Here is a 25,640-nt window from a genome sequence, read left to right on the forward strand (position 1 = left end):
GAACGCCATGTACTCGCTTGCCCGCCCCTTCCTGTTCGCCTTCGATGCAGAGCGCGCCCACGGCCTTGGCCTGAGCGGCCTGGAGCTGGCCTACCGAACCGGCACCACGCCCCTGCTGGCCGGCCGTATCGAACCGCTGCCCACCAAGGCCTTCGGCCTGGAGTTCCCCAATCCGGTTGGCCTGGCCGCCGGGCTGGACAAGAACGGCGAGCACATCGATGCCCTGCTGGCGCTGGGGTTCGGCTTCGTCGAAATCGGCACCATCACCCCGCGTCCGCAGGAAGGCAATCCGAGACCGCGGCTGTTCCGGCTGCCGGCCCACCAGGCCATCATCAACCGCATGGGCTTCAACAACCTCGGCGTGGATGCACTGGTGCGCAATGTTGAACGGGCCAAGCGCCGCCACGGGCTGCTCGGCATCAACATCGGCAAGAACAAGGACACGCCGAACGAGCAGGCGTTCGACGACTACCAGCACTGCCTGCAGAAGGTGTATCCGCTGGCCGACTACATCACCGTCAACATCTCCTCGCCGAACACGGCCGGGCTGCGCGAGCTGCAGGAAGAAACGGCGCTGCGCCAGCTGATCTCGCAGCTGCGCGACAGCCAGGAAAACCTCGCCGCCAAGCATGGCCGGCGCGTGCCGATGCTGGTCAAGGTGGCGCCGGACCTGAGCGACCGCGACATCGATGCGGCCGCCCGCGTGCTCAGCGAATTGAAGGTGGACGGCGTGATCGCCACCAACACCACGATCGACCGCAGTGCGGTGGCGGGCGACCCGCGCGCGCAGGAGGCCGGTGGCCTGTCCGGCGCGCCGCTGCTGGGCCAGTCCACGCTGGTCCTGCGCCGGTTGCGCGCACGCCTGCCCGAGTCGATGCCGCTGATCGGCGTCGGTGGCATCCAGTCCGGTGCCGACGCGGTGGCCAAGATGTCCGCCGGCGCGGCCCTGGTGCAGTGCTACAGCGGCCTGATCTTCCGTGGCCCGGCCCTGGTGCAGGACTGCGTTGAAGCCATTCGCCGACGCCGCGAGGCCCCCAGCCGCGGTGCGGTTGCCCCCCTATGAGTAACGCAATGCCTGCCTGGACCCTGACTGAGAACGCGTCGCTGAAGGCGCTCAACACCTTCCACGTGGAGGCAAGCGCGGCACAGCTGCTGGAGCTGCACGACCCGTCGCTGCTGCCGGACGTACTGGCGCTGCCGCAGGTCGCCGACGCGCCGCTGCTGGTGCTGGGCAGTGGCAGCAACGTGCTGCTGGCCGGCAACGTGGACGGCACGGTCCTGGTGTTTGCCAACCGCAGCATCGAGATCCTGGAACACCGCGCCGACCACACCGTGGTCCGTGCCGGCGCCGGGGTCAGCTGGCATGGGCTGGTGATGTGGTCGCTGCAGAATGGCCTGTCCGGGCTGGAGAACCTGGCGTTGATTCCCGGTACGGCCGGCGCTTCCCCCATCCAGAACATCGGCGCGTACGGCGTGCAGGTGGACGAGTTCATCCAGACCGTGGAAGCCTGGGATCGCGAGACCGCTGCGTGGGTCCGGCTGGATCCCGAGGCCTGCCAGTTCGGCTACCGCGACAGCGTGTTCAAGCAGATGCCGGAGCGCTACCTGATCACCGCGATTGAACTGCGCCTGCCCTTGCTGCACGCCCTGCGTCTGGGCTATGCCGGCATCACGGAAGAAATGCAGGCCATGGGTGTGGAATTGCCGGTGGCCGCCGATGTGGCCAACGCGGTGATCAACATCCGCCGCCGCAAGCTGCCCGACCCGGACGTACTGGGCAATGCCGGCAGCTTCTTCAAGAACCCGGTGCTGCCGCTGGAACAGGTGGAGGTGTTGCTGCAGCATTTCCCCGACCTGCCGGTGTACCCGGCCGACCAGGACACCCGGCGCAAGCTGTCGGCGGCCTGGATGATCGAGGCCTGTGGCTGGAAGGGCTACCGTGACGGCGACGCCGGCGTGTCGCCGCACCATGCGCTGGTGCTGGTCAACCACGGCACCGCCACCGGCGAGCAGCTGCTGGCGCTGGCGCGGCAGATCTCGGCCTCGGTGCTGGAGAAGTTTGGCGTACCAATCGAACCGGAGCCGCGCCTGATCGGCGCGCAGTGGTGACCCCGCCACTCGCCCTGCCCGCCCCCACTCCTCTGCGTGCGGCACTGCTGATGCTGGGCAGCACGCTGGCCTTCGGGCTGATGGCGGTGGCCATCCGCTATGCCACCCGCTCGGTGCCCACCCAGGAAGTGGCGTTCTTCCGCAACGCCTTCGGCCTGATGGCCCTGCTGCCGATGCTGCTGCGCCCGGGGCGCGCGTCGCTGAAGACCCAGCAGCTGCCGCGCTACCTGCTGCGCAGCACGATCGGCCTGGCGTCGATGCTGTGCGCGTTCTGGGCGATCGGCCACCTGCCGATGTCGCAGGCGATCTCGCTGTCCTACTCCACGCCGCTGTTCGTCACCATCGCCGCCGTGCTGTGGCTCGGCGAAACCGTGCGCGCACGACGCTGGGCGGCAGTGATCATCGGGTTCATCGGCGTGCTGATCATCGTGCGGCCGGGCTCGACCAGCTTTACCCCCGGCACCCTGGTGGCGGTGCTGGCCGCGGTACTGAGTTCGCTGGTGGCGATTCAGATCAAGCAGCTCACCCGCGTGGACAGCGCCGATGCCGTGGTGCTCTACACCTACGTGTTCTGGGTACCGCTGTCGCTGGTGCCCGCGTTGTTCGTCTGGGTGTGGCCGACCGGCATGGCGTGGGTGTGGCTGGCCGCCACCGGCCTGTTCGGCACGGTGGGCCAGCTGCTGTGGACGCGGGCGCTGCGCCTGGGCGAAGTCTCCGCACTAACCCCGATCAGCTTCATGCAGCTGCCGCTGGTTGCCGTGCTGGGCTGGCTGCTGTTTGGCGAAACACTGGACCGCTGGACCGTGATCGGTGCGGGCATCATCCTGGGCGCCAATGCCTACATCGCCCATCGTGAAGCAGTACTGGTACGGCGCGCGGCATCTCAAGCCGCATCGGCCGGCGCCAAGCCAGGCGAGTAGAGCCACCCCATGGGTGGCTGACGCCCCAACGCCCAACCGCCCGGGTAGAGCCACCCCATGGGTGGCTGACACACCAACGCCCCAACCGCCCGGTAGAGCCACCCCATGGGTGGCTGACACACCAACGCCCCAACCGCCCGGTAGAGCCACCCCATGGGTGGCTGATACCGCAATGATCCCGGTCGCACGGCAGCCACCCATGGGGTGGCTCTACCCCCCGATGCCGGTCGCACGACAGCCACCCAAGGGGTGCCGTTACCCCGCTTGCCCGGTGGCCGCGATCCAGCTGCGCGCCGCGCTGTCGACCACGTTGCCCGGCGCGAACTGCTCTTCCATGTAGCGAACCGCCTGGCGCCGTTGCGCCGGCGGGCGCGAGGCCGCACCCGGTTCCAACAGCAGGTCATGGAACTCCTGCACGTCATGCAGGATGCGCCAATGCCGGTAATAGGCCAGGCGCTCAATGTCGATGCTCACCTCGCCGTAGCCCTCACCGAACCCCGGTGGGTCATCGCGCCCCCAACGCCCGCCCACACCCGCACCGACAAACATCAGGTCGCGCTCGCGCGGGGCCAGCAGCATGTCGTCCCAGTCGATCAGGCACAGGCCCTGGTCGGCACGCAGCAGCAGGTTGCCGGCGTGCAGGTCGCCATGACACAACACCCGCGCCCATGCCCGGCTCTGAAGCCGTTCACGCAGCTGCGTGCAGTGCTGCCAGACCTCGCCAATACGGGGCCGATGCTGCTGCCAGGCGCGCAGGAACTGCGCGGCAAGATCATCACGCACGGGCCAACGCACGTCGGTGCGATGCAGCCACGCACCTACCCGCTCCACCGCGCTGTCGTCATCGAAATGGGGTTGGGCCAGCCCGGCGCGGAGGGCATCCGGCAACGGCGTGTCGTGCACCTGCCGCAGCACTGCGCCCAGCCGCCGCCACTGCGCCTGCGACAGCGCCGACTCGAATCCGGATTGACCCTCGACATAGGCAAACAACGTCCACTGCAGGCCGTCCAGCCGCAGTGCTGGGGCGCCCTCCAGAGTGGGCTGTGGCGCGGCGATCTCGTCCAGGCCGCGCTGGCTGCGCAGGTACTGCAGCACCTTCCACACGGTCTCATCGACCGCGTAGCGCCGGCACTTCAGCCACCACCGCGCTCCATCGCGTGCGATCACCTGGTACACAGTGGCGCCCGCATCGGCACCGGTCGGCCGTTGCACCACCACGTTGGCGTGCACACCCCATGCCTGCGACAACGCCAGGCCAATCTGGGACGTGGACAATTCCTGAGGATGCAGCATCAATCCGCCGTGTTGCACGAACACGCCATCACTATGTCAGAAACATACGTGGCGCACAGCGCAACCGATCACGAACCACACCGCTGCGCGCTGCCGTCAGGACGGCAGCGCGCGTTGGGTTACGGCATGAACTTCTTCTCTGCGCCGATCAGGATCGACTGCACGTCGCCCGCCTGGCTGTCGAACAGGAACTGGTACTCGAACCGGAACAACCAGCCGGAGGTGGACTGGAACGGCGCCCCGATGCCGAGCAGCGTGCGGCTGCGCGACTGGTCGCGCAGCGACGCCGAATAGGCCGGGCCGGACAACAGGTCGCTGTAGCGCAGGGTGGCGGCATTGCTGCCCTGGAAATCACGCTGGAACTCGATGCGTGCGCCAGGCAACCAGGTACCGCTGTCGGTGCGCACCAGGTACTCGCTGCGCAGGCCCAGGTTGCCGGTGCTGGTGCGCAGCTTCTGCTCGTCATAGGTCAGCGTGTCGCCCACCCGGCCCTGCTCGGTGTAGCCGTCCAGCGTGGCGTCGGCCACGTCCAGTCGTGCATACGGCGACAGCAGCAGGGTCTCGCTGCGGTGCTCGTAGCCCAGTGCCAGCGAGGCAAACAGCTGACGTCCATCGCGGCTGCCGTGCACGGTATTGCCATTGCCGGTGACGAAGCGCCGCGCGTCCAGCGACAACCACTGGTACCCCACCAGGCCATCGAGGTAGGTGTTGCGGCTCGGCCGCCAGCTGGCATACGTCGCCACGCTGTAGCTGTCCACGCTGCTGTGGCTGCCCTTGTTGCCGACATCGGCACTGTCGTGGCCGTAACCCACGCCCGCGCCGAGCGCCACGCCGTCACTGATCCGCGTGTCGGCGCCCATGCTCAGGCCGGACGTGGTGAAGTCCGCCGAGCTGCGGCCATTGCGGTTGTTGCCATTGCCGAAGCTGAGCGCGCCGCCGGTCCACACCGCAATGCCGCCCGGCAGGCCACCGGTGCCGCGGGTCGCATCGCCTGCCGTGGCATCGGCAGGATCTGCCGCAGGCTCGATCAGGTTCATGCGCAGGGAATCGGCCAGGCTCTGGTCCACGGCCGAGAGGCTGCCGCGCTGCCCTGTCCGTCCCGACGAGGCGGACGACAGGCTGATGCCGTTGCTGAAACCGTCGCCACCGCCGCGATGCAGGCTTTCCAGACGACGCTGGAAGTTGTTGATCTGGCCGGTGGCCATGCGCCGGGTGGCGTCGGCCTGCGCGTCCAGGATGCCCATCACTTCGGCGTCCTTGGTCGGGTCGGGGCGAGCAGTGATGGTCACCGCCAGCGTGGCCGGTGCAGAGGTCGCATAGGCATTGCTCAGCGTGTACACCAACTGCGCAACGCCCGCATAACCACCCGCCGCGGCGAACTCCAGCCGGTAGCCAGCGTCGCTTGCCTTCACCGTGGCCGTACCCGCGCTGGCCGGCATCACCGACACCACGTTGGCCGCAGTGAACGGACCGCCGCGCGCGCCTTCGGTGAGCTCCACGCTGATGGTGGTGCCCGCCAGGCCACTGGCCGTGAGCGCGGCAGCGATCGGCTGCGGGTTGACGGTGACCGTCACCTGCGCCGGGGCCGACACGCCGCTGCTGTTGGCCAGCGTGTAGGTGAAGCCAACCGTGCCACTGGCCTCCAACGGCGCCGTGTAGCTGATCTGCAGGCCGGCGACGCTGGCACTGCCGGTGGCCGGTGCAGCCGCAATGGCGGCGGTGTCGAACGGTCCGCCGCTGGCACCGGTGGTGGCATCGAAGGTGATGGTCTGGCCGGCCAGCACCGTCACCGTCTGCGCCGCCGCCACGGCCTGCGCCTGGCTGACGGTCACGGTGATGCTGCGGGTGCCGGCGTAGTTCTGCCCGTCACTTGCGCTGACTACGAAGGTGCTGGTGCCGATGCTGGTGGGCGTACCGCTGAGCACACCGTCGGCCGCCAACGCCAACCCGGCCGGCAGGCTGCCACTGGCCACGCTCCAGGTGTAGCTGCCGTTGCCACGGGTGGCGCTGAACGCATGCCGGTAGGCCTGGCCTACCTGCGGCGCGGCCAGCACGGCCGGGTCGACCACGATCTGTGCCGGATCCACGGTCAACGTGTAGGCCTGGTCCACCGATTGCCCGTTGGCATCGGTAGCGCGCACGGTCAGCGTGCTGCTGCCGGCACTGACCGGCGTACCGGACACCACGCCACTGGCTGCATCCAGCTGCATCCCCGCAGGCAGGCTGCCGCCCTGCAGCGTGTAGGTGTACGGCGCCACCGCACCGCTGGCGGTCAGCGCCTGCGTGTAGGCCACGCCGACCACCGCGTTGGGCAGGCTGCCCGGGGTCACCACCAGGTTGGGCGCGGCCACCTCCAGCGTGTAGTTCTGCATCCGCTGGAACGGTGCGCCGGCACCGGTGGAGGAATCGGTCACGGTCACTGCAATCGGGAAGTTGCCACTCTGCGTGGCCGTGCCGGACAACACGCCGGTGGCTGCATTGAGGCTGATCCCGGCAGGCAACGCACCGGTGGCGGTGTAGGTGTACGGCGCGGTGCCGCCACTGCCGGCGAAGGGGGTCGAGTAGGCCACCGCGTAGTCGGCCTGCAGGCTGCCCGCGGCCGGGGTCAGTGCCAGCGTCGGCGCGCCGGTCACAAGCACCAGGCCCTGCTGGTTGGTGACGCCATTGCTGTCGGTGACGCGCACGGTGAGGGCGAAGCTGCCGGCATGGGTCGGCGTACCACTGAAGGCACCGCCGCCGCTGAACACGATGCCGGCAGGCAGCGCACCGGAGACCAGGGCGAAGCTGTACGGCGCGGTGCCGCCCGTAGCGGAGAGCGTGGTGCTGTACGCGCTACCCACGGTGGCGGCCGGCACGCTGGTCTGGTCGATGGACGGACCGGCCGAGGTGCTCAGCGTGTAGCCCTGCGCGCCGGTATGCGGCCCTGCCCCACCCGAGCTGTCGGTTGCCAGCACGGTGAAGCTGCTGGTGCCCGACGCGGTCGGCGTCCCGGACAGCACGCCGCCGGTGGTCAGCGACAGACCCGGCGGCAACGCACCGGTGGCCGAGAAGCTGTACGGCGCCACGCCGCCACTCGCACTGAAGGTGGCGCTGTAGGCCAGGCCCTGCGCCGGCGATGGCAGCATTGCCGGGGTCACGACGATGGTGGGCGCAGCAACCTGCAGGGCATACGCCCGTGCGCCGGTCTGGCCGTTGGCATCGGTGGCCGTCACGGTGGTATTGAACGTGCCACTGGCCGTCGGCGTGCCCGACAGCACGCCAGCGCCGGACAGACTCATGCCGGCCGGCAGTGCGCCGGCACTGACCACAAACGTATACGGAGCGATGCCGCCAGTGGCGGACAAGGCCTGCGAGTACGGAATGGCCACGGTGCCGCCGGGCACCGTCGTCGGCGCAACAGCGATGGTGGGCAACGCGACGACCACGTTGTAGTTCTGACTGATGCTGAAGGGTGCGCCTGCGCCACCGCTGGAATCGGTCGCGGTCACCGTGATCGCAAACGAACCAGGTTGGGTGGGCGTGCCCGACAACGTCCCGGTGGCCGCCGCCAGCGACATCCCGGTGGGCAACGTACCGGCCGTTACGGCATACGTGTAAGGCGCGACGCCACCGCCTGCGCTGAACGTCTGGCTGTAGGCCGCCGCGTAGGTGGCGTTGAGCGTACCGGCCGCCGGCGACAGGGTCAGGGTCGGCGCACCAATGGTGATGGTGTAACTGCGTTGCCCGTTCTGCGCAGCCGCATCGGTCACCTGCACCACGGCGGTGAACGAACCGGCCGTGTTGGGCGTGCCGGAAATCACGCCGCCGCTGCTCAGGGTGAGGCCCGCGGGCAGCGCGCCCGATACCAGGCTGAAGGTGTACGGTGCACCCGCGCCCTGGGTTACCGACAAGGCCGCCGTGTACGCCGCACCGATCGCCCCGTTGGGCAGGGTCGCCGGGTTGAGCACCGGAATGCCGGGCTGCACGGTGCCGTTGTAGGACCGGGTGCCATTGAAGGGGCCGACGCCGGTACTGCTGTCACTGGCCTGCACAGTGAACGCATACGGGCCTGCATTGATCGGCGTGCCGGACAACGTGCCGCCACTGTTGAGGGTCATGCCGGCGGGCAAGGCACCTCCGACGATGCTGAAGGTGTACGGCGCCGTGCCGCCACTGGCACTCAGCGCCGCGCTGTAGGCTGCGCCCTGGGTGGGATCGGGGAGCGTTGTTGGCGTGAGGTCGATGGTGGGCGCACTGATCGTCATGGTGTAGGCATGCGCGCCCGTCATGCTGCCGGCATCGGTGGCCGTGACGGTCCAGTTGAACGAGCCCCCCGCCGTGGGCGTGCCGCTCAGAACACCCGCGGACGACAGCGTCACACCGGCCGGCAGTGAACCGGCGGTGACCGCGAAGGTATACGGCGCTATGCCGCCGCTGGCGGTCACTGTCTGCGAGTACGCACTGCCCACGCCCCCCACCGGCAGGCTCGCCGGCGCAATGACGATGGTAGGCGACGCAACGCTGAGCGTGTAATTGGCCGAGACACTGAACGGCGCACCCGTGCCGGTGCTGCTGTCGGTGGCAGTGACAGTCAGCGGGAAACTGCCGGTCTGCACCGGCGTGCCGGACAACGTGCCGGTACTGCTGTTGAAGCTGAGTCCGGAAGGCACTGTGCCACTCAGGGAATATGTGTAGGGCGCATTGCCCCCCAGGGCGGTAAAGCTCTGGCTGTACGCCATTCCGTATGCAGCCAGCAGGGTGCCGCTTGCCGGCGACAGCGCAAGCGTGGGCGCAGCGATGTTGGAGGAGTAGGCACGCTGGCCTGTCTGCAGGTTGGCATCGCGGGCCTGGAAGGTCACGTTGAACGTGCCGGCCGCCGTTGGCGTGCCCGACAGCACCCCGGACGCCGACAGTGACACGCCGGCCGGAAGACTGCCCGCAACGACCTGGAAGGTGTACGGCGCCACGCCACCGCTGGCGGTCAGGGTCTGCGAATACGGCGCGCCCGCAGCACCGAACGGCAGCGTCAGCGGTGCAATGGCGATGGTGGGCGGGGACACCGTAAGGGTGTAGACGCGGCTGAACGTGTATGGCGCCCCGGCACCCGTGGTCGCCTCTGTCACGCTGACCGTGAAGGCAAACGCGCCCGCCTGGGTAGGCGTGCCGGAAAGCACACCCGTGGTGCCACTGAAGGTGAGCCCATTGGGCAACGCGCCACTCAACGTGTAGGCGTAGGGACTGGTGCCACCGCTGGCACTGAAGCTCTGGCTGTAGGCGGACCCATAAGTACCATTCAGCGCAGCGCCAGACGGTGCAAGCGAAAGCACCGGCGTCGCGATGGTGATCGTGTACGCCCGCCCGCCGATGGACGCACCGGCATCGGCGACCTGGACAGTCACTGGGAACGATCCTACGGCAGTGGGCGTGCCGGAGATCTGCCCAGTGCTGGTGTTCAAGACCAGGCCGCTCGGCAAGGCGCCGCCGACAATCGCAAATGTGTACGGCGCCCCTGCTCCGCCCGTGACCGTGAGCGATTGGGCGTAGGCAGCCCCGGCGGTGCCACCCGGCAGCGTTGTCGGCCCGATCACCGGGGTGTCCTGCTGCACCGTGCCGCTGTAGCCACGCGCACCGGTGTAGGGGCCGCTGCCGGAACTGCTGTCCGTGGCCGTGACGGTGAACGCGTAGGCCCCGGCGGTGGTGGGCGTGCCGGACAGTACCCCGGTCGGGGAGAGTGTGACGCCAGCCGGCGCTACGCCATTGGTCACCGCATAGCTATACGGCGCAGTACCACCGGCAGCGGTAATGGTCTGACTGTATGCCGCGTTGCGGGTGAGCGTGGGCAAGGTGGTGGGCGCAATCGAAATTGTCGGTGCGGACACGACCAGCGTGTAGCCGCTCGCCCCCGTGTTGCCGGCAGTGTCGGCGGCGCGCAGGGTGAAGTTGAAGGTACCGCCTGCGGTCGGCGTGCCGCTCAGGGTGCCGTTCGTGGCCAGCGTGAGACCTGCGGGCAGTGCGCCGGTGACCACCGTATAGCTGTAGGGCCCGCCGTTACCGCCGGTGGCGGTCAGCGTGGTGCTGTAGGCAGTGGCCACGCCAGCGTTTGGCAACGTCGTGGGCGCGATGATAATCGGCGGAGCCGTCGAGACCACCATCGTAAAGGCCGTTGCGTCGCGGTACGGGCCAGTCCCGGTGCTGCTGTCAAAGGCGCTGATGGAGGACGCGTAGCTGCCCACTGCGGTGGGGGTGCCCGACAGCACGCCGGCTGGACTCAAGAGGATGCCCGGCGGCAGGTTGCCGGTGTCCCGGGCGAAGCTGGTGTACGGCGCCGTACCGCCCTGCCCGACCAGTTGATGGCTGTAAGGCACGTTCACGGTCATCGTCGGCGGGGGCAGCAAGGTGATGGTCGGCGTGTCCACCACGAACGTATAGGTCTTGCTGGTGGTCAGGCTGGCGGCATCGGTGACATTCACCGTGACCGAATAGGTGCCGCCGCCACTGGCGCTGCCCGAGAACGTGCCATTGGTGAAGGTGATGCCCGGCGGCAGCGTCGCCGCACCCAGGGTGTAGGTGTAGGGAGCAGTACCGCCGCTGCTGCCCATGAGCAGCGTGTAGCTTCCACCAATGATCGGCTTGGGCGCGCTGGCCGGCGTCACGGTGATGGGGGATGATGCGGCGCCGATGTTCACGGTGACATTGACGGTTTGGCCGTTGTCATCCTTGAAGGTGAACGTGTCGACCGGCGCGCCACCGCCGTTGTTGGTGTAGGTGACCCGGTTGGTCAGCGAGTTCACGCTCACCTGGCCGTGGGCAGTGGCGTAGTTGTTGGGATTGCCAACCGGGCCGCTGCCCCCGATGCCGCCGAAGGAATCGCAGGCGCTTGCATCGATGACGATGGTGCCGCCGGAGACCATGGGCGAGGTGGACGGCACGGTGTTCGCATCGGGCACCGTCATGTCAGGGCAATTGGCCGCCTGCACACCGGCCGACCACAGCAACGCCATCCACAGTGGCGTCAATATAATGACGCGACGCAGTTTGAATGCCGACAGCTGATTCACCACGGCCAGCGCTGCGCGCTGGACCCACGTTCCCTGTGCCATGAGTTTATCCCCTGAAACCAGGGCCGCACTTCCCCACGAAAACGCCCCCCGGCGGGCGTAGTAGGTGCGCGGCGGGAGCACTTGTCAAGTATGTCCTGTTTGATGAACAGTACAGCCACGCTTGAACTCAGGAGCGGGAGCGGTAATCAGGGAAAGGGGATAACCACCGTGTCGGATGCTTTTTTAGGGCAGATAATCATCAACTCATTTGGATTTGCGCGTAAGGGAACTGCTTTCTGCAACGGATCCCTGCTGTCCATTGCCCAGAACCAGGCGCTTTTTTCCCTGCTGGGAACCTCGTTTGGTGGCGATGGCAGAACCACCTTCGCCTTGCCGGACATGCGCGGACGCACGCCCGTTGGATCCACCCCGAACCAGCCGGTGGGTGCAATCGGCGGGTATGAGCAGGTCACATTGACCCTCCAGGACATTCCGCCGCACACCCACCTGACCATTGCCACCAGCGATGCCGGAACTGCGCGTACGCCAGTCAACAATCTTTACGCCAAAGCCGGCACCGCCCTGTACGGACCCGCCAATGGGGCAACCGTTGCGTTGCATCCGGCCACGCTGTCGAGCACGGGGCAGAACCAGCCCCATCCCAATATGCAGCCTTCCAGCGTGCTGAATTTCTGCATCCTGTTGCAGGGTGTATTCCCTTCGCGCAACTGACCGGAGATCGGCAATGAGTACTCCTTACGTCGGCGAGATCCGATTGTTTCCCTATAACTTCGCACCGGTGGATTGGCTGGACTGCAATGGCGCACTACTGCCGATCAGCGGGTATGACACCTTGTTTGCGCTGATCGGCACCACCTACGGCGGTGATGGCGAATCGACCTTCGCACTGCCCAACCTGAGCGGACGCGTACCGGTTCACCAAGGCACCGCGACCGGCGGCACGTCGCCACGCGTGCTGGGCCAGGTGTTCGGCAGTGACGAGGTCACCCTGACCGTGGCACAGATGCCGGCGCATACCCATGCCATGCAGGCCACCAGTGCAGCGGCCTCATCGCTGCAGCCTACGGCGGCCAGCCTGCTCGGCGCCGTCAGCGGCGACACCATGTACACCGCCGACATCAACGGGGTGGACAGCCGCTCCCTGTCACCGAGCATGCTCTTGCCCGTTGGCAATGCGCAGCCGCATGACAACACCATGCCAAGCGTGACCCTGCGCTACTGCATCAGCCTGTACGGTATTTTCCCGAGCCAGAGTTGAACGTCCGCCTCATCCACCATGGAATGCAGTACTGCCACAGGGAATTGATCCATGACTGAACCATTTATCGGCGAAATCCAGATGTACGGCTTTCCGTTCGCACCACGCGACTGGGCATTCTGCGCCGGGCAGCTTCTTCCCCTCCAGCAGAACACGGCGTTGTTCGCGCTGCTCGGTGTGACCTACGGCGGGGATGGTCGCAGCAATTTCGCCCTGCCCAACCTGGCGGGCAATGCCGCGGCCTGCCAAGGCCAGAGCGCGGGCGGCTACCAACGCGCGCTAGGTGAAACCTTCGGTACTGCGCAGGTGTCGCTGCAGGCATTGCAGCTGCCGCCGCACAACCATGCCATGAGTGTGTACGCGCAGCGAGACGCAACCAAGCTGCACGGAACCCCGGCACAAGGCGACGCCGTGACCATTCCCACCACCCCGCCGTTCGCCGACACCACGCCCTCCAACGCCAGCTTTGCGCCGACGATGGTAGCGCCCACAGGCGGCGGCCTACCGCACGAAAACCGGCAGCCCTACCTGACGGTGAACTTCTGCATCGCCCTGAGCGGCATCTTCCCTCAGCGTCCGTGACATCCCGCTACTCATCACTGCCGGGCTTTCCGACGTCGCTGCCACATCCCGTGGCGGCGACGTCGCCGTTGCACGCCCATGGCATCACGCTGCGCCCTGCCCTTGAACAGGACATGACGTTCCTGCGTGACCTGTACCACCAGTCACGCGCGGCGGAGCTTGCCGCGGTGCCCTGGCCGGACGTGACCCGCCGTGCGTTTCTGGACAGTCAGTTCGAACTGCAGCACCGCCATTACATCGGGCAGTACCCCGACGCGGCGTTCCTGATCGTGGAGCGCACTGGCAGCCCGCTGGGCCGCCTCTACCTGCACGCTGACGGCGATGCGCTGCACATCATCGACATCCTGCTGCTGTCGGCCGTGCGTGGACAGGGCATGGGCACCGCATTGCTTGTACACGTGCAGCAGCTTGCACGGCAGCACGCATGCGACGCCGTGGAGCTGAGCGTGCTGCGCGACAATGCGGCGGCGCTTCGGCTGTATCAGCGATTGGGTTTTGCCCGCGTTGGCGGCGACACGCTGCGCCTGGCGATGCGCCAGGCACTCAGTTGAACAGTGCCTGGTAAATGAACCCGGTACGATCGCGCGCGATCGGCACCAGAAAGATGCCAAATTCGCCCAAGGCCTCATGCTGCATCGGGTAGGTCTTCTGCGGGAACACGATCGCCGCTTCGTGGCGGAACAGCAGCGAGAACGGTGCGCGTACCTGCCCCGGCAGTGACTCACCCGGCTGCAACGGGCGCGCCTCGACCAGCACGAACGCGGTGTTTCCCACATCGCCCAGCGCAACCTCGAACGTCTGGTTCACCAGTCCTGCAAAATTGTCCAGGGCAAAAAACTGCATGCGCTTCCCATCCTTGCAACGCCAGGGTCAGGGAGCGAGTCTTGCACAAAGCCGTCGCGGGCGGAACACCATGCGCGCGTACCGGAGCAGACGCCTGCAACCTCTGCGCCCGGCGTCAATGGACAGTGCTTCAGCACCCTACGACGGGGCCAGCGCACGCGGCGATTGAACGTGTGCCCGTCAAGTTGACAGGCAAGGCAGTGGACGATGCGTCACGTGGTGCGCCCTTAGAAGAACTCGTCCAGCAGGCAATAAAACGCCAACGCCGCAGGATCGGGCACGGTGCCGTAGCGCGCAAAGAACGGCGCCACCCACTGCTCGCCGAGGTTGCTGGCAATGCTGCGCGCAGCAAGCGCGAGGTCCTGGTGGCGATCGGCCACGCCCAACCGTCCGCAGTCGATGAACCCGGTGAAGCAGCCCTGTGCCGCCATCAGGTTGGGCAGGCACGCGTCGCCGTGGGTAACGACCAGGTCCGCCTGCGCCGGCACGCTCGCCATCAGCGCCGCGAAGACCTGCGACACCGGTTGCCCCGCGCGCGCGTCATCGAAATCGTCGGCATCCACGGCGCCGGCATCCATGCGTGCCCGTGCCGCCGCCAGGCGATGGGGCAGCCGGTGGTCAAACGGGCAGGTGTCGATCGGCAGCTTGTGCAGTACCTGCAGCGCATCCGCCACCAGGTGCACCACCTGCAGCGGGGCGAGGTCCGGCGACGATGCCAGGTCACGGCCGGGCACTGCGCGCATCAGCAACCAGCGCCCACTGGCATCGTCGTGCGTATCCAGCACCTGCGCCGCCTCCACGCCCTGCCCCCGCAACCACCGCAGGCGCGCCACTTCATCCTGCAGTTCACCGAACGGATCATCGGCCGGCTCGCGCTTGAGGAACACATCCGGGCCGTCGCCGCCGTGCGCCCGGAATACATCCGCGCGTGAGGCGCCGATCGCCTGGGCCTCGATGCGGCCGCCGGCCAGGCGCTGGTGCCACACGTGGGGAAGAAGCGGGGTGGTAGGGCAACGCCCGGGGGGTGTTGAATTCGACATGCTTTTATCGTGCGGCCGGCCGCATCAAATGCAAGGCGGCGAACCAGGCGTGGAGATCGAGACAATGATGCCAGCCATGGGCGATCCCCCGGGCGGGGCGCCCCTCAACGGAGGTGCGCAACACGCCTGGATGTCGGAGAGGGAAGACGGCAGATCTCCTTGGTCAGGTTGACCTGCAATGCCGTCATCGCCACCTCGAGGAGGTTGCCTTCCAGCACATAGCCACCCCGCCCCTGCAACCAAACCAGCACATCGGCAAGGTGCCAGATCGAGGTGCTGCCAGCGTGCACAGGCAGTGGAAAGCTGTCGGCGTGTGCAAGCATCAACTTGCGCATGTTCTGACGGCTCATACCGACAATGTCCGCGACGTCGGTCAAACCCACCAGATCAGGAGAAACTTCGATCAGGCGAGCGCTGGGAACGGCACTCCGAACGTCGTCCAGCGCGCTGTGTACGGCTGCATCGGCACTGTCAGCCTCACGAACGAACGCCAGCGCGAGCCGCCCTGGCAGGCCAACGCCCACCAGCGCATCATCGCAGCCAGCTTCCGCGAGCCGTTCAACCAGGGCATCAGGATCCTGATCGGTCTCGGACAGGTGGTACTTCAGGGTAAAAGTAAATTCCATGCCGCTACTCCTCGGCGGTGCGTGATGCAGCAAGCACGGTGCAGCCATCCACCATGCGCTGCAGCGCGCGTGCGTGATTGCCAGGGTTCTTCGGGGTGCTCCAGACACTTGTAATGCAGAACTCACCACAGCGGCAATCTCTGTCCTTATACGGACAGTAAAGTCGTCCCCAAGCATGACTGCCACCCGGAACAACCCGCCAACCACGCGCTTCGGCATACCGGAGGGCCACCTCAACCTCCTTCTTCGGGTGAGCCGGTCGGCCCATCACCGATATCCAGCTTGCAGCGCCGAGTACAGGTTGTCAAATGACAACCATAACGGCGCACGTAATCGTGTCATCTCCAGCTCCTTTTCATCGACGGATTCTCGTGTGTTCCCATCGTGGGCAGCGGACGTGCTCACGCACCACCACCGGCACCCGATTCTGTGAACCCAACGCAGTCCGGACCACCGAACCGTGATATTGCGACGCGTCATGTAAACGATTACAACGCCTGCTAGCGTGTGCCCTGCCCCGCCGTTGGGGCCAGAGGATCGGGAGCGCGTCGATGCGGCTGCATGTTCAACGTTGGACTGTTGGGCCCACGCCCCGCCACCTGGCACGCGCCCTGCTCTTCCCCGCACTGGCGCTGGCCGCCACCGGCCTGGCGCAGAACCTGCCGCCCCGCACCCAGTGGCAGGCGAGCAGCTCCTCGCAGCAGGTGCCCGCGATGGCGGTCAGTCACCTGATCGATGGCGACCCGAAGACCGTCACCGGCGGCGCCTTCAGCCCGGGCCACTGGTTCCAGGTGGATCTCGGCGCACCCGCCCAGTTGGGCGGCGCGCGGATCACCTGGGATGTCTCCAACCCGGAGGGCTACAGCCTGCAGACGTCGGTGGACGGCACGCACTGGCAGCCCGCCTACACCATGCGGGATTCGCTGGGCGGGATCGAAACCCTGTTCTTCGCCCCGCGCCAGGCCCGCTACCTGCGCCTGGCCAGCCCGGACAAGACCTCCGACTGGGGCGTGTCGATCTTCGAGCTTGAGCCGCTGGATACCACGGCAGCCGCACGCGTGGCCGGCCTGGATCCGGCCCAGGCGGCGGCGTTGTGGCAGGGCGACGCCAGCGTCCCGATGCCCGCACACGCCGGCGGCGAATCGCAGCTGGAAATCACCCTGCCGCGCGCGCAGTCCACCACCGGGCTGGCCGTCGACTGGGCCGGTGGTCACGGTGCCGCCCGCCTGCAGGCGCAGGACGCCAATGGCCGCTGGGTCGACCTCGCCCGCGACCCGCAGGCCGGCAGCCGCACCCAGAGCTGGTTGGCCGGCAACGCACCGGTGACAGCGAAGGCATTGCGCCTGCGCGTGGCCGGCACTGCCCCGCGGATCGCGCGGTTGCGTTTGCTGGGGCCGGCCGCGGTGATGACCCCGATGAAGCGTTATCAAGTGGCCGCCAGCGGCGCGCAGCGCGCCCTGTTCCCGGCCTCACTGCACCTGCAGCAGACCTACTGGACGGCGGTGGGCGTGCACGCCGGCCGGCAGAAATCGATCTTCGACGAGTATGGCAACCTCGAAGCGTTCAAGGGCGCACCGCTGGTGCAACCGATCTGGCGCAACGCCGATGGCACCACGGCCGGTGCCGCTGCAGCGCCGGTAGCGCACGCCCTGCGCGATGGCTGGAAACCGATGCCGTCGGCCACCTGGTCGCCGCAACCCGGGCTGGAACTGCAGAGCGAAACCTTCGCCATCGAGCGCGGCGGCCAACCGGTCACGTTCGTGCGCCACCGGCTGCGCAATACCGGCACCACGCCGGTGGCGGGCACGCTGACGCTGGCAGTACGCCCGATGCAGATGAATCCGCCGTGGCAGAACGGCGGCCTGTCGCCGATCCGCGAGGTGGCCATCGAGGGCCGCGCGGTGCGCATCAACGGGCGACCGCTGCTGCAGTCGCTGACGCCGGTCGATGCCGCCGGTGCGGCCCCGTTCGGCAACGAAGGCAGCAGCGAGATCACCACGGCCATCGCCAGCGGCATGCTGCCCGCCGCCCAGCACGCCGAAGACGCCGATGGCCTCGCGGCCGCCGCGCTGGCCTACCGCGTGCAGCTTGCGCCCGGCGCGAGCCGCTCGGTGGTGCTGGCCTTCCCGCTGGGCACCGCGCCCACCGCCGCCAACGGCAGCCTGCCCGATGCACCGGCGCTGGACCTGGCCAACCTGCCCGCCGACCCCGACGCCGCTTACGACGCGCTGGCCACCGAGGTGTCGGCCGACTGGCAGGCACGGCTGGGCCAGGTCGGGCTGCGCCTGCCCGACCCGTCGCTGGTGGACATGCTGCGCGCGCAGGCCGCGTACATGCTGATCAACCAGACCGGCCCGGCCATGCAACCGGGACCGCGCAACTACAACCGCTCCTTCATCCGCGACGGCATGGCCACCTCGGCGGTGCTGCTGCGCATGGGCGAGGCCAAGGTCGCACGCGATTACCTGGCTTGGTACAGCGCACACGGCGTGCACGCCAACGGCCTGGTCTCGCCGATCCTCAACGACGACGGCAGCGTCAACACCGGCTTCGGCTCGGACATCGAATATGACAGCCAGGGCCAGTACGTTTCGCTGGTCGCCGATGTGGCGCGGCTGGACGGCGGTCCCGAATCGGTGCGCGCGTACCTGCCCAAGGTGAAGGCGGCGCTGCGCTTTCTGCAGGCGCTGCGCGAACGCACACTGGTGCCGGGCTACATGGCCAGCCAACCGTCACCGGAACGTTTCGCCGGCATCCTGGCCCCGTCGATCAGCCACGAAGGCTACCCCTCGCCCACGCACAGCTACTGGGATGATTATTGGGGCCTGAAGGGCTGGCACGACGGCGCCTGGCTGGCCGAATCGCTGGGCGACCCTGACACCGCCCGCTGGGCGCGCGAACAATACACCGCACTGCACGATGCGCTGGCCGCCTCGATCCGCGCGACCATGGCGTGGAAGGGCATCGACTTCATTCCCTCCTCGGCCGACCTGGGCGACGGCGACCCGACCGGCGTGTCGATCGCACTGGACCCCACCGGTGCGCAGGACGTATTGCCCGCGGAGGCGCTGCGCACCACGTTCGCGCGCTACCTGGCGGACGTGCGCAAGCGCAACCAGCCGGGGGCGTTGTATGCCTACACGCCGTATGAGATCCGCAACGTGCTGAGCTACGTGCATCTCAACCAGCCCGACGCCGCCGACGAGCTGCTGCAGGGCCTGCTGCACGACCGCCGCCCGCTGGAATGGCAGGTGCTCGCCGAAGTGGTGCATTCGCGGCTGCGCTTCCCGCGCTACCTGGGCGACATGCCGCACACCTGGATCGGCGCGGAGTACGGGCGCACGCTGTTCGGCATGCTGATGCGCGAGGACGACGATGCGCTGTCGCTGTTGCCGGGCGCCCCACCGTCGTGGGTGGCCGGGGAAGGACTGGCGGTTGATCGCCTGCCCACCGCCTATGGCACCCTGCAGATGGAGGCGCGGCAGCACGATGGCACGTTGCGGGTCACCCTTGGTCCGGGCCTGCGCAAGCAGAGTGCCGTGCGCGTGTGGTGGCCGGCACGCACGCGCCCGGCCAGCGTGCGCGTGGATGGGCGCGCGGTACGCGATTACGATGCCGACGGGGTGCGGCTGGCGCAGCCGTTCCGCACGCTTGAAGCGCGCTGGTGAACGCAACAGACGAACAGAGGAACGCGAGCGCGATGGAGCTGGACCTCAACGGCCAGAGCGTGGCCGCTACAACGCAAGCACAGGTGGACGCAGCCCTCGCACGGGCGAACACCCTGCCGGCCTTCGAGCTATGGGCGACTGCGCCGACCGGTGCCACCCTGTGCATGTTGCGCAACGGTGTCCATGCCTGGCTGATGTACATTCCGGTTGAAGGCGATGCCGGCGTGCGTTCCTGCGGTGATGCCACGCGCATCGGATCGGCCGACTACGTGCTCGGCAACGGGCAGGTGGACACCTACCCGCTTTCCTGGTGCGTGGCGGTCGAGCAGTGCTTCAGTGCCGTGGCCACCTTTCTCCACAGTGGTGGCGACAAGCCCGAGGGCATCGTCTGGCTGGCGTCCTGACGCTTACAGGTTCGGCAGCCCCGGCGGATTGGTCTGCGACTGCGCCACCGCTTCTTCGCTCACATTCCAGCGCTTGAGCGCCTGGGCATAGGTGCCCGAGGCAATCTGCGTGTTCAAGGCCTGGGTGATGGGTTCGGCCAACCCGCTGCCCTTGCGCGTGGTCACCGAAATCGCCGCCGCATCGGGCCAGCCGCCCGGGAACAGCCCCACCCGCCGCACCTTGCCGTCGCGCGCCGAATACGCCCCGGTGGCGTTGGGCTCGAAGGACACATCCGCGCGCCCGGTGATCACCGCCAGGCGGCCCACCACCGCGTCGTCGAAGTACTGGTACTCGACCGGTTTCAGGCCGGCGGCGATGTTCTGCTGGTCCCAGGCACGCAGGATCTGGTCCTGGTTGGTACTGGCCCCCACCACCACTTTCAGCCCGGCAACATCGGCGGGCGTGGTGATCTTCTGGATCGGGCCATCGGTGCGGGTGTAGATGCCCAGGAGGTCGTAGCGGTAGCTGGAGAAGTCGAACTTCTGCTTGCGCGCTTCGGTCACGGTGATATTGGAAATCACCGCGTCGTACTTGCCCGACTGCAGCCCCAGCGGCCAGTCGGGCCACGCCACCGGGACCAGCACCAGCTTCAGGCCCAGGCCGTCGGCGATCAGCCGGGCGATGTCCGGTTCGACGCCCACGATCTGCTTGTTGTCGGCGCCGTAATCGGCCAGCGGCAGCTGCGCCGGATGCGTGGCCACGGTCAACGTGCCTGGCGTGACGAAGGTGAAGCCCGCCGGGATCAGGGCCGCCGCCTTCGGATCCGGCGTGCCGTTCAAGGCTGGCGCGGCATCACCGGCCAGGGTGGCGCGCGCAGCCGGTGCCGCGTCGCTGCCCTGCTCGACGCGCGAGTAGACGATGCCGGCAACACCGATCACCAGCACCGCGGCAACCAGTGCACTGCCGGTGGAGACGCGTCGTTTGTGGGGGGCGTTCATGCGGTTTCCCTGCTGAAAGTGAAAGGGGGTTACAGCGTCTTTGCAAGGAACTCGGCGGTACGCGGCTGGCGCGGCCGGTCGAACACCACTTCGGGCGGGCCCTGCTCCACGACCCGGCCCTGGTCCATCATCACCACGTGGTCGGCCACGCGGCGGGCAAAGCCGAGCTCGTGGGTGACGATCACCAGCGTGGTGCCCGAGCGCGCCAGCTCTTCGATCACGCTCAGCACCTCGGCCACCAGCTCCGGATCCAGTGCCGAGGTCGGCTCATCGAACAGCAGCACCTTGGGCTGCAGCGCCAACGCGCGGGCAATGGCGATGCGCTGCTGCTGGCCGCCGGAGAGCTCGCGCGGATAGGCGTGCGCCTTGTCGGCCAGGCCGATCCGCTCCAGCAGGTCGTACGCCTGCTGCTCGGCGTGCGCGCGGGCGAGGCCGCGCACCGCGATCGGTGCCTCGACGATGTTCTCCAGCGCGGTCAGGTGCGGGAACAGATTGAAGCCCTGGAACACCATGCCCACGTCGGCGCGCCGACGGCGGATCTCGCCTTCCGGCAACTCGTACAGCGTGTCGCCCTCGCGGCGGTAGCCCACCAGCTGCCCGTCCACGGTCACAAAGCCCTGATCCGCACGCTCCAGGTGGTTGATCAGGCGCAGCAGGGTGGATTTGCCGGCGCCGGACGGGCCGATCAGCACGGTGACGCTGCCAGCGCTCACCTCCAGGTGCACGTCCTCAAGCACGGTCTGGTCGCCGAACACCTTGCCCACGCCCTGCAGCGATACCGTGGCGCCGTTGCCCTGCAGCACCGGGGCGATCGACGGGCGCGAACCGGCACGGGCAGCGCTGCCCGCTGCAGGCGTACGCGGTGGCAGCTTGGACACCGTACGTTCCCGCTGCAGTTGGCCGCGTGCGAAACGTCGCTCGATGCGATGCTGGGCCAGCGACAGCACGGTGAGGATGACCAGGTACCAGACCGTGGCCACCATCAGCAGCGGCACCACTTCCAGGTTGCGCCGGTAGATCACCTGCACCGTGTAGAAGAGCTCCGGCAACGCCAGCACGTAGACCACCGAGGTGCTCTTGGCCAGCCCGATCACGTCGTTGAACGCGGCCGGCAGGATCGAACGCATGGCCTGCGGCAGGATGATGCGGCGGATCTGCCGGCCACGCGGCAACCCGAGCGCCGCCGACGCTTCGTATTGGCCGTGGTCCACCGAGAGAATGCCGCCGCGGATCACCTCGGCCGAGAACGCGGCCTGGTTGAGGGTAAGCCCCAGCACCGCCGCGGTGAACACGCCGATCAGCTGCGTGGTCGGGTACGAGAACAGCGTGATGCTGGTGAACGGCACGCCCAGCGCGATGGTGCTGTACAGATAGCCCAGGTTGTTGAGCAGCAGCAACAGCACCAGCAGCGGGATCGAGCGGAACAGCCAAACGTAGCCCCACGACACCGCCGCCAGCAGCGGCGAGCCGGACACCCGCGCCAGTGCCAGCACGGTGCCCAGGCCGAAGCCCAGCGCCGTGCCCAGGGCGGTCAGCCACAGCGTGCGGGCCAACCCTTCCAGCACCGGGCGGGCGAAGAACCATTCGGCAAACGTGCCCCAGCCCCAGCGCGGGTTGCCCAGCACCGATTGCAGGCCGAACAGGATCAGGGCCAGCGCCACCACGGTACCGGCCAGCTGCAGCGGATGCCGCGCCGGCACGATGCGCAGCGCGGGCGATGGCGTGGCGGGTGCGACGATACCCGGCAGCGTGCTGGATGGGGTGCTCATGCGTGGACTCCCTGCCGCTGCGGCGGCGCGGCGTTGGCAGCCGGGTGCGGTAGCGGCAGGTGCTTTTCAAACGGCAGGTGGGCCACGGTTTCCGGGTCGGCCTGCAGGTCAAACAACGCGCGGTAGCCATGACCCAGGTACAGGCCCACCGCTTCGGGCTGGCGGAACCCGGTGGTCAGGTAGACGCGCCGGTAGCCCTGCCGCGCGGCCTGGTCTTCCAGCTCCTGCAGCACGCGTCGCGCGATGCCCTGGCGGCGCAGACCCGGCAACGTCCAGATCCGCTTGAACTCGGCGGTGTCGGCATCGCGGTGCGGCATGAAGGCGCCGCCGGAGATGGCTACGCCGTCGCGCAGCAGCAGCACGAACGCCCCTACGGGTGCGGCAAAGGCATCGGGCGGGTAACGCTCCAGTTCTTCGCGGGCGCTGCCACCGATGCGCCCGCGCACATCCGCGTAGCGGCTGTCGTACTCCTGCTCCAGCCCATCGAACAGCGGCTTGGCCAGCGGGTCGTGCACCGAGGTGTACAGGAACAGGTCGCTCATGCCGCATCCTCCACCAGGTAACGCTCGGCCAGCCGCGACCACAGGCTGGCGGCCGGCGCGATGGCTGCATCGTTGAACACGTAGCGCGGGCTGTGCAGCGGCGCACTGTCGCCGTTGCCCACGAACACGAAACTGCCCGGCCGGGCCTGCAGCAGGAAGGCAAAGTCCTCGCTGGCCGTGCGCGGCGCGAACCCGTCCACCAGCTGCTGCGCACCGAAGCCGTCCAACGCCACCTGGCGCACGAACGCGGTCTGCTCGGGATGGTTGATCACGCTGGGAAAACCACGCGGGAACTCGACCTCGGCACGCGCACCGAAGGCGGCGGCGGTGTGTTCTGCAATCTCGGTGACGCGGCGGCGCAGGGTGTCGCGCACCTCGGGAAGATAGGCACGCACGGTGAGGGTCAGCTCGACCGCATCGGGAATCACGTTGGCTGCCTTGCCGCCATGGATGGAGCCCACCGTGACCACGCCCATCTGGCGCGGATCGACATTGCGCGACACCACGCTCTGCAGCGCGGTCACGATATGCGCGGCGGCCAGGATCGGGTCGACACTGCCCTGCGGTTCGGCACCATGGCCGCCCTTGCCCACCACCCGAACTTTCGCCCAGTCCACCGACGCCATCGCCGGGCCGTCGACGAACCCGAAATGGCCCACCGGCACGCCGGGCCAGTTGTGCAACCCGTAGATCGCATCCACCGGGAAGCGCTCGAACAGGCCGTCGGCAATCATCTTCGTTGCGCCCGAGCCGGTTTCCTCGGCCGGCTGGAACACCAGCTGCAGGGTGCCGTCGAAGCGCCCGTGGTGGGCCAGGTAGTGCGCGGCCGCGAGCAGGATGGCGGTGTGGCCATCGTGCCCGCAGGCATGCATCAATCCCTCGCGCTGGCTGGCGTAGCCCAGCCCGGATTCCTCATGGATCGGCAGTGCATCGATGTCGGCACGCAGGCCCAGGCGACGACTGCCCTGCCCGCGCTGCAGCGTGCCCACCACGCCGGTACCGCCAACGCCGGTGGTCACCGCATAGCCCCACTGCTGCAGCAGCTCGGCCACGCGGGCGCTGGTGCGGTGCTCTTCGAAGGCCAGCTCGGGGTGCTGGTGCAGGTCGTGGCGGATCGCGATGGCGTCGGCGTTGCGTGCTGCAATAGCGGGCAGCACGCCGCCGTGCAGGGGAACGATATCAACCGGGGGCCGGTGCAGGATGTTCATCGTGATGCTCCTTCAGCCCGCCTTGCGCACGGGTGCGGTGTCGCCGGCATGGCGGCTGGCCTTGCGCGGCAGCCCCAGGTGGTCACGCAAGGTGCCACCCTCCAACGTGCCGCGGTGGTAACCACGTGCCTGCAGGATCGGCAGTACCTGGCTGACGAAGTCGTCCAGGCCCTCGCGCTGCACCGAGAAGCCGAGGATGAAGCCATCGCTGGCACCGGCCTCGAACCAGCGGATCAGCTCGTCGGCCACGTGCTCGGCGGTGCCGATGAAGCTCGGGCGCGGGCTGACCGCCTGCAACGCCACCTGGCGCAGGGTCAGGCCATGCGCGCGGGCGTCCTGCTTGATCTTGTCGGTGGTTGAACGGAACGAGTTGGCGCCGATGTCGCCCAGCTCCGGGAACGGGCCGTCCGGGTCGTACTGGGTGAAATCGTGGTGGTCGAAGAAACGCCCCAGGTAGGCCAGTGCATCGTCCAGCCCGGCCAGCGCGGCAATGGCCTGGTACTTGGCTTCGGCGTCTTCCGCGGTGGCGCCGACGATCGGCCCGATGCCCGGAAAGATCTTCACGTCGGCAGCGCTGCGACCGTGTGCGATCGCCGCGTTCTTCACCTTCTGGGTGAACGCGCGGGTTTCTTCCAGCGACGGCGCGTGGGTGAACACCGCATCGGCGTACTTGCCGGCCAGCGCGATGCCATCGTCAGACGCGCCGGCCTGGAAGATCACCGGTTGCCCCTGCGGCGAGCGCTGGATGTTGAGCGGACCTTCCACTTGGAAGAACCGGCCCTTGTGGTCCAGCCGGCGGAATTTCCCGGGCGCGAAGAAGGTGCCGCTGTCGCGATCGCGCACGAAGGCATCGTCGTCCCAGGAATCCCACAGGCCCTGCACCACCTCCAGGTATTCGTCGGCGATCTGGTAGCGCAGCGCATGATCGGGATGCGGGCGGCCGTAGTTGCGCCCGGAGCCCTCCAGCGGCGAGGTCACCACGTTCCAGCCCGCGCGCCCGCCGCTGATCAGGTCCAGCGAGGCGAACTGCCGCGCCACCGTATAGGGGTCGCTGTAGGAGGTGGACAAGGTGCCAGCCAGGCCGAGCTTCGTGGTGGCCGTGGCCAGCGCCGACAGCAGCGTGATCGGCTCGAAGCGGTTGAGGAAATGCGGGATCGATTTCTCGTTGATGTACAGGCCGTCGGCAACGAAGCCGAACGCGATGCCATGGTCTTCGGCGGTGCGGGCCACGTCGATGTAGTACTGCAGGTTGACGCTGGCATCGGCCACGTTGGAGGGATGCTTCCAGGCATGCATGTGGCTGCCGGGGCCCTGCAGCATGATGCCGAACGGAATGGGACGCGGGGTCTTGCTCATGGCG

At 67.9% G+C, this 25,640-nt stretch carries 19 protein-coding genes; 9 read left to right on the forward strand and 10 right to left on the reverse strand.

The window, feature by feature from the left end:
* Window positions 1-7: 7 nt before the first annotated feature.
* Genes DX03_RS11085 through DX03_RS11095 form a run of 3 tightly spaced genes read left to right on the forward strand, consistent with a single transcriptional unit; the run spans window position 8 to window position 3,029 of the window.
* Entirely contained in the window at window positions 8-1,063 is a 1,056-nt protein-coding gene (locus tag DX03_RS11085; RefSeq protein ID WP_038688725.1) for a quinone-dependent dihydroorotate dehydrogenase, read from the forward strand.
* Window positions 1,060-2,109 (forward strand): UDP-N-acetylmuramate dehydrogenase, encoded by a 1,050-nt coding sequence (gene murB, locus DX03_RS11090; protein ID WP_038688727.1) that lies wholly within the window; start codon window positions 1,060-1,062, stop codon window positions 2,107-2,109. The genes DX03_RS11085 and murB overlap by 4 nt, the downstream gene beginning before the upstream one ends.
* A gap of 32 nt (window positions 2,110-2,141) precedes the next feature.
* On the forward strand, window positions 2,142-3,029 hold the full coding sequence (locus tag DX03_RS11095; RefSeq protein WP_038692273.1) for a DMT family transporter: 888 nt from the start codon (window positions 2,142-2,144) through the stop codon (window positions 3,027-3,029).
* A 255-nt stretch (window positions 3,030-3,284) separates the two neighbouring features.
* On the opposite strand, the gene DX03_RS11100 is transcribed toward DX03_RS11095, so the two are convergent.
* Window positions 3,285-4,304 (reverse strand): phosphotransferase enzyme family protein, encoded by a 1,020-nt coding sequence (locus DX03_RS11100; protein ID WP_244880113.1) that lies wholly within the window; start codon window positions 4,302-4,304, stop codon window positions 3,285-3,287.
* A gap of 137 nt (window positions 4,305-4,441) precedes the next feature.
* Window positions 4,442-11,401 (reverse strand): putative Ig domain-containing protein, encoded by a 6,960-nt coding sequence (locus DX03_RS11105; protein WP_051598844.1) that lies wholly within the window; start codon window positions 11,399-11,401, stop codon window positions 4,442-4,444.
* Between the two features lie 168 nt (window positions 11,402-11,569).
* Here DX03_RS11105 and DX03_RS11110 point away from each other — a divergent pair, with 168 nt between their 5' ends.
* The 4 genes from DX03_RS11110 to DX03_RS11125 are packed head-to-tail and all read left to right on the forward strand — an operon-like array spanning window position 11,570 to window position 13,753.
* A complete protein-coding gene (locus DX03_RS11110) occupies window positions 11,570-12,073 on the forward strand; it encodes a phage tail protein (protein ID WP_038692277.1) in 504 nt (167 codons plus the stop codon).
* A 13-nt stretch (window positions 12,074-12,086) separates the two neighbouring features.
* The gene (locus DX03_RS11115) at window positions 12,087-12,620 is read left to right on the forward strand and encodes a phage tail protein (protein ID WP_038688731.1); all 534 of its coding nucleotides are present in this window, start codon (window positions 12,087-12,089) and stop codon (window positions 12,618-12,620) included.
* Between the two features lie 51 nt (window positions 12,621-12,671).
* Window positions 12,672-13,202, forward strand: a complete 531-nt coding sequence (locus DX03_RS11120; protein ID WP_038688733.1) for a phage tail protein — start codon at window positions 12,672-12,674, stop codon at window positions 13,200-13,202.
* Between the two features lie 50 nt (window positions 13,203-13,252).
* Window positions 13,253-13,753, forward strand: a complete 501-nt coding sequence (locus DX03_RS11125) for a GNAT family N-acetyltransferase (RefSeq protein ID WP_280512932.1) — start codon at window positions 13,253-13,255, stop codon at window positions 13,751-13,753.
* Here the strand turns inward: DX03_RS11125 and DX03_RS11130 are convergent.
* The 3 genes from DX03_RS11130 to DX03_RS11140 all read right to left on the reverse strand — a co-directional run bounded on the left by DX03_RS11130 (window position 13,746) and on the right by DX03_RS11140 (window position 15,711).
* A complete protein-coding gene (locus DX03_RS11130) occupies window positions 13,746-14,045 on the reverse strand; it encodes a DUF6916 family protein (protein ID WP_038688735.1) in 300 nt (99 codons plus the stop codon). The genes DX03_RS11125 and DX03_RS11130 overlap by 8 nt on opposite strands.
* 227 nt (window positions 14,046-14,272) lie before the next feature.
* Window positions 14,273-15,085 carry an APH(3')-II family aminoglycoside O-phosphotransferase gene (locus DX03_RS11135; protein WP_051598845.1) on the reverse strand — a complete coding sequence of 271 codons (813 nt, stop codon included), beginning with the start codon at window positions 15,083-15,085 and terminating at the stop codon, window positions 14,273-14,275.
* Window positions 15,086-15,189: 104 nt separating this feature from the next.
* Entirely contained in the window at window positions 15,190-15,711 is a 522-nt protein-coding gene (locus tag DX03_RS11140; protein ID WP_038688738.1) for a helix-turn-helix transcriptional regulator, read from the reverse strand.
* A gap of 551 nt (window positions 15,712-16,262) precedes the next feature.
* Between DX03_RS11140 and DX03_RS11145 the strand changes: the two genes are divergently transcribed.
* Both DX03_RS11145 and DX03_RS11150 read left to right on the forward strand, forming a co-directional pair.
* A complete protein-coding gene (locus DX03_RS11145) occupies window positions 16,263-19,379 on the forward strand; it encodes a discoidin domain-containing protein (RefSeq protein WP_038688740.1) in 3,117 nt (1,038 codons plus the stop codon).
* Window positions 19,376-19,783, forward strand: coding sequence for an Imm1 family immunity protein (locus DX03_RS11150; protein ID WP_185753336.1), 408 nt, complete (start codon window positions 19,376-19,378; stop codon window positions 19,781-19,783). Before DX03_RS11145 ends, DX03_RS11150 begins: the two co-directional genes overlap by 4 nt.
* Window positions 19,784-19,786: 3 nt before the next feature.
* On the opposite strand, the gene DX03_RS11155 is transcribed toward DX03_RS11150, so the two are convergent.
* The 5 genes from DX03_RS11155 to DX03_RS11180 are packed head-to-tail and all read right to left on the reverse strand — an operon-like array spanning window position 19,787 to window position 25,636.
* A complete protein-coding gene (locus tag DX03_RS11155; RefSeq protein ID WP_038688743.1) occupies window positions 19,787-20,761 on the reverse strand; it encodes an ABC transporter substrate-binding protein in 975 nt (324 codons plus the stop codon).
* Between the two features lie 29 nt (window positions 20,762-20,790).
* Complete coding sequence (locus tag DX03_RS21495) at window positions 20,791-22,530, reverse strand: ABC transporter permease subunit (protein WP_081797226.1); 1,740 nt, start codon at window positions 22,528-22,530, stop codon at window positions 20,791-20,793.
* Window positions 22,527-23,072, reverse strand: coding sequence for a GNAT family N-acetyltransferase (locus tag DX03_RS11170; protein WP_038688745.1), 546 nt, complete (start codon window positions 23,070-23,072; stop codon window positions 22,527-22,529). The genes DX03_RS21495 and DX03_RS11170 overlap by 4 nt, the downstream gene beginning before the upstream one ends.
* Window positions 23,069-24,280, reverse strand: coding sequence for a M20 aminoacylase family protein (locus tag DX03_RS11175; RefSeq protein WP_051598846.1), 1,212 nt, complete (start codon window positions 24,278-24,280; stop codon window positions 23,069-23,071). Before DX03_RS11175 ends, DX03_RS11170 begins: the two co-directional genes overlap by 4 nt.
* A 12-nt stretch (window positions 24,281-24,292) precedes the next feature.
* A complete protein-coding gene (locus tag DX03_RS11180) occupies window positions 24,293-25,636 on the reverse strand; it encodes an LLM class flavin-dependent oxidoreductase (RefSeq protein WP_038688746.1) in 1,344 nt (447 codons plus the stop codon).
* Between the last annotated feature and the right edge of the window lie 4 nt (window positions 25,637-25,640).

Source organism: Stenotrophomonas rhizophila (assembly GCF_000661955.1).
Lineage (GTDB): Bacteria > Pseudomonadota > Gammaproteobacteria > Xanthomonadales > Xanthomonadaceae > Stenotrophomonas > Stenotrophomonas rhizophila.

Bases quoted from the DNA above. Each gene is read 5' to 3' on its own strand.
- DX03_RS11085 (WP_038688725.1), top strand. From the start codon at position 8: ATGTACTCGCTTGCCCGCCCCTTCCTGTTCGCCTTCGATGCAGAGCGC.
- murB (WP_038688727.1), top strand. From the start codon at position 1,060: ATGAGTAACGCAATGCCTGCCTGGACCCTGACTGAGAACGCGTCGCTG.
- DX03_RS11105 (WP_051598844.1), bottom strand. From the start codon at position 11,401: ATGGCACAGGGAACGTGGGTCCAGCGCGCAGCGCTGGCCGTGGTGAAT.
- DX03_RS11115 (WP_038688731.1), top strand. From the start codon at position 12,087: ATGAGTACTCCTTACGTCGGCGAGATCCGATTGTTTCCCTATAACTTC.
- DX03_RS11120 (WP_038688733.1), top strand. From the start codon at position 12,672: ATGACTGAACCATTTATCGGCGAAATCCAGATGTACGGCTTTCCGTTC.
- DX03_RS11130 (WP_038688735.1), bottom strand. From the start codon at position 14,045: ATGCAGTTTTTTGCCCTGGACAATTTTGCAGGACTGGTGAACCAGACG.
- DX03_RS11135 (WP_051598845.1), bottom strand. From the start codon at position 15,085: ATGTCGAATTCAACACCCCCCGGGCGTTGCCCTACCACCCCGCTTCTT.
- DX03_RS11140 (WP_038688738.1), bottom strand. From the start codon at position 15,711: ATGGAATTTACTTTTACCCTGAAGTACCACCTGTCCGAGACCGATCAG.
- DX03_RS11145 (WP_038688740.1), top strand. From the start codon at position 16,263: ATGCGGCTGCATGTTCAACGTTGGACTGTTGGGCCCACGCCCCGCCAC.
- DX03_RS11155 (WP_038688743.1), bottom strand. From the start codon at position 20,761: ATGAACGCCCCCCACAAACGACGCGTCTCCACCGGCAGTGCACTGGTT.
- DX03_RS21495 (WP_081797226.1), bottom strand. From the start codon at position 22,530: ATGAGCACCCCATCCAGCACGCTGCCGGGTATCGTCGCACCCGCCACG.
- DX03_RS11170 (WP_038688745.1), bottom strand. From the start codon at position 23,072: ATGAGCGACCTGTTCCTGTACACCTCGGTGCACGACCCGCTGGCCAAG.
- DX03_RS11175 (WP_051598846.1), bottom strand. From the start codon at position 24,280: ATGAACATCCTGCACCGGCCCCCGGTTGATATCGTTCCCCTGCACGGC.
- DX03_RS11180 (WP_038688746.1), bottom strand. From the start codon at position 25,636: ATGAGCAAGACCCCGCGTCCCATTCCGTTCGGCATCATGCTGCAGGGC.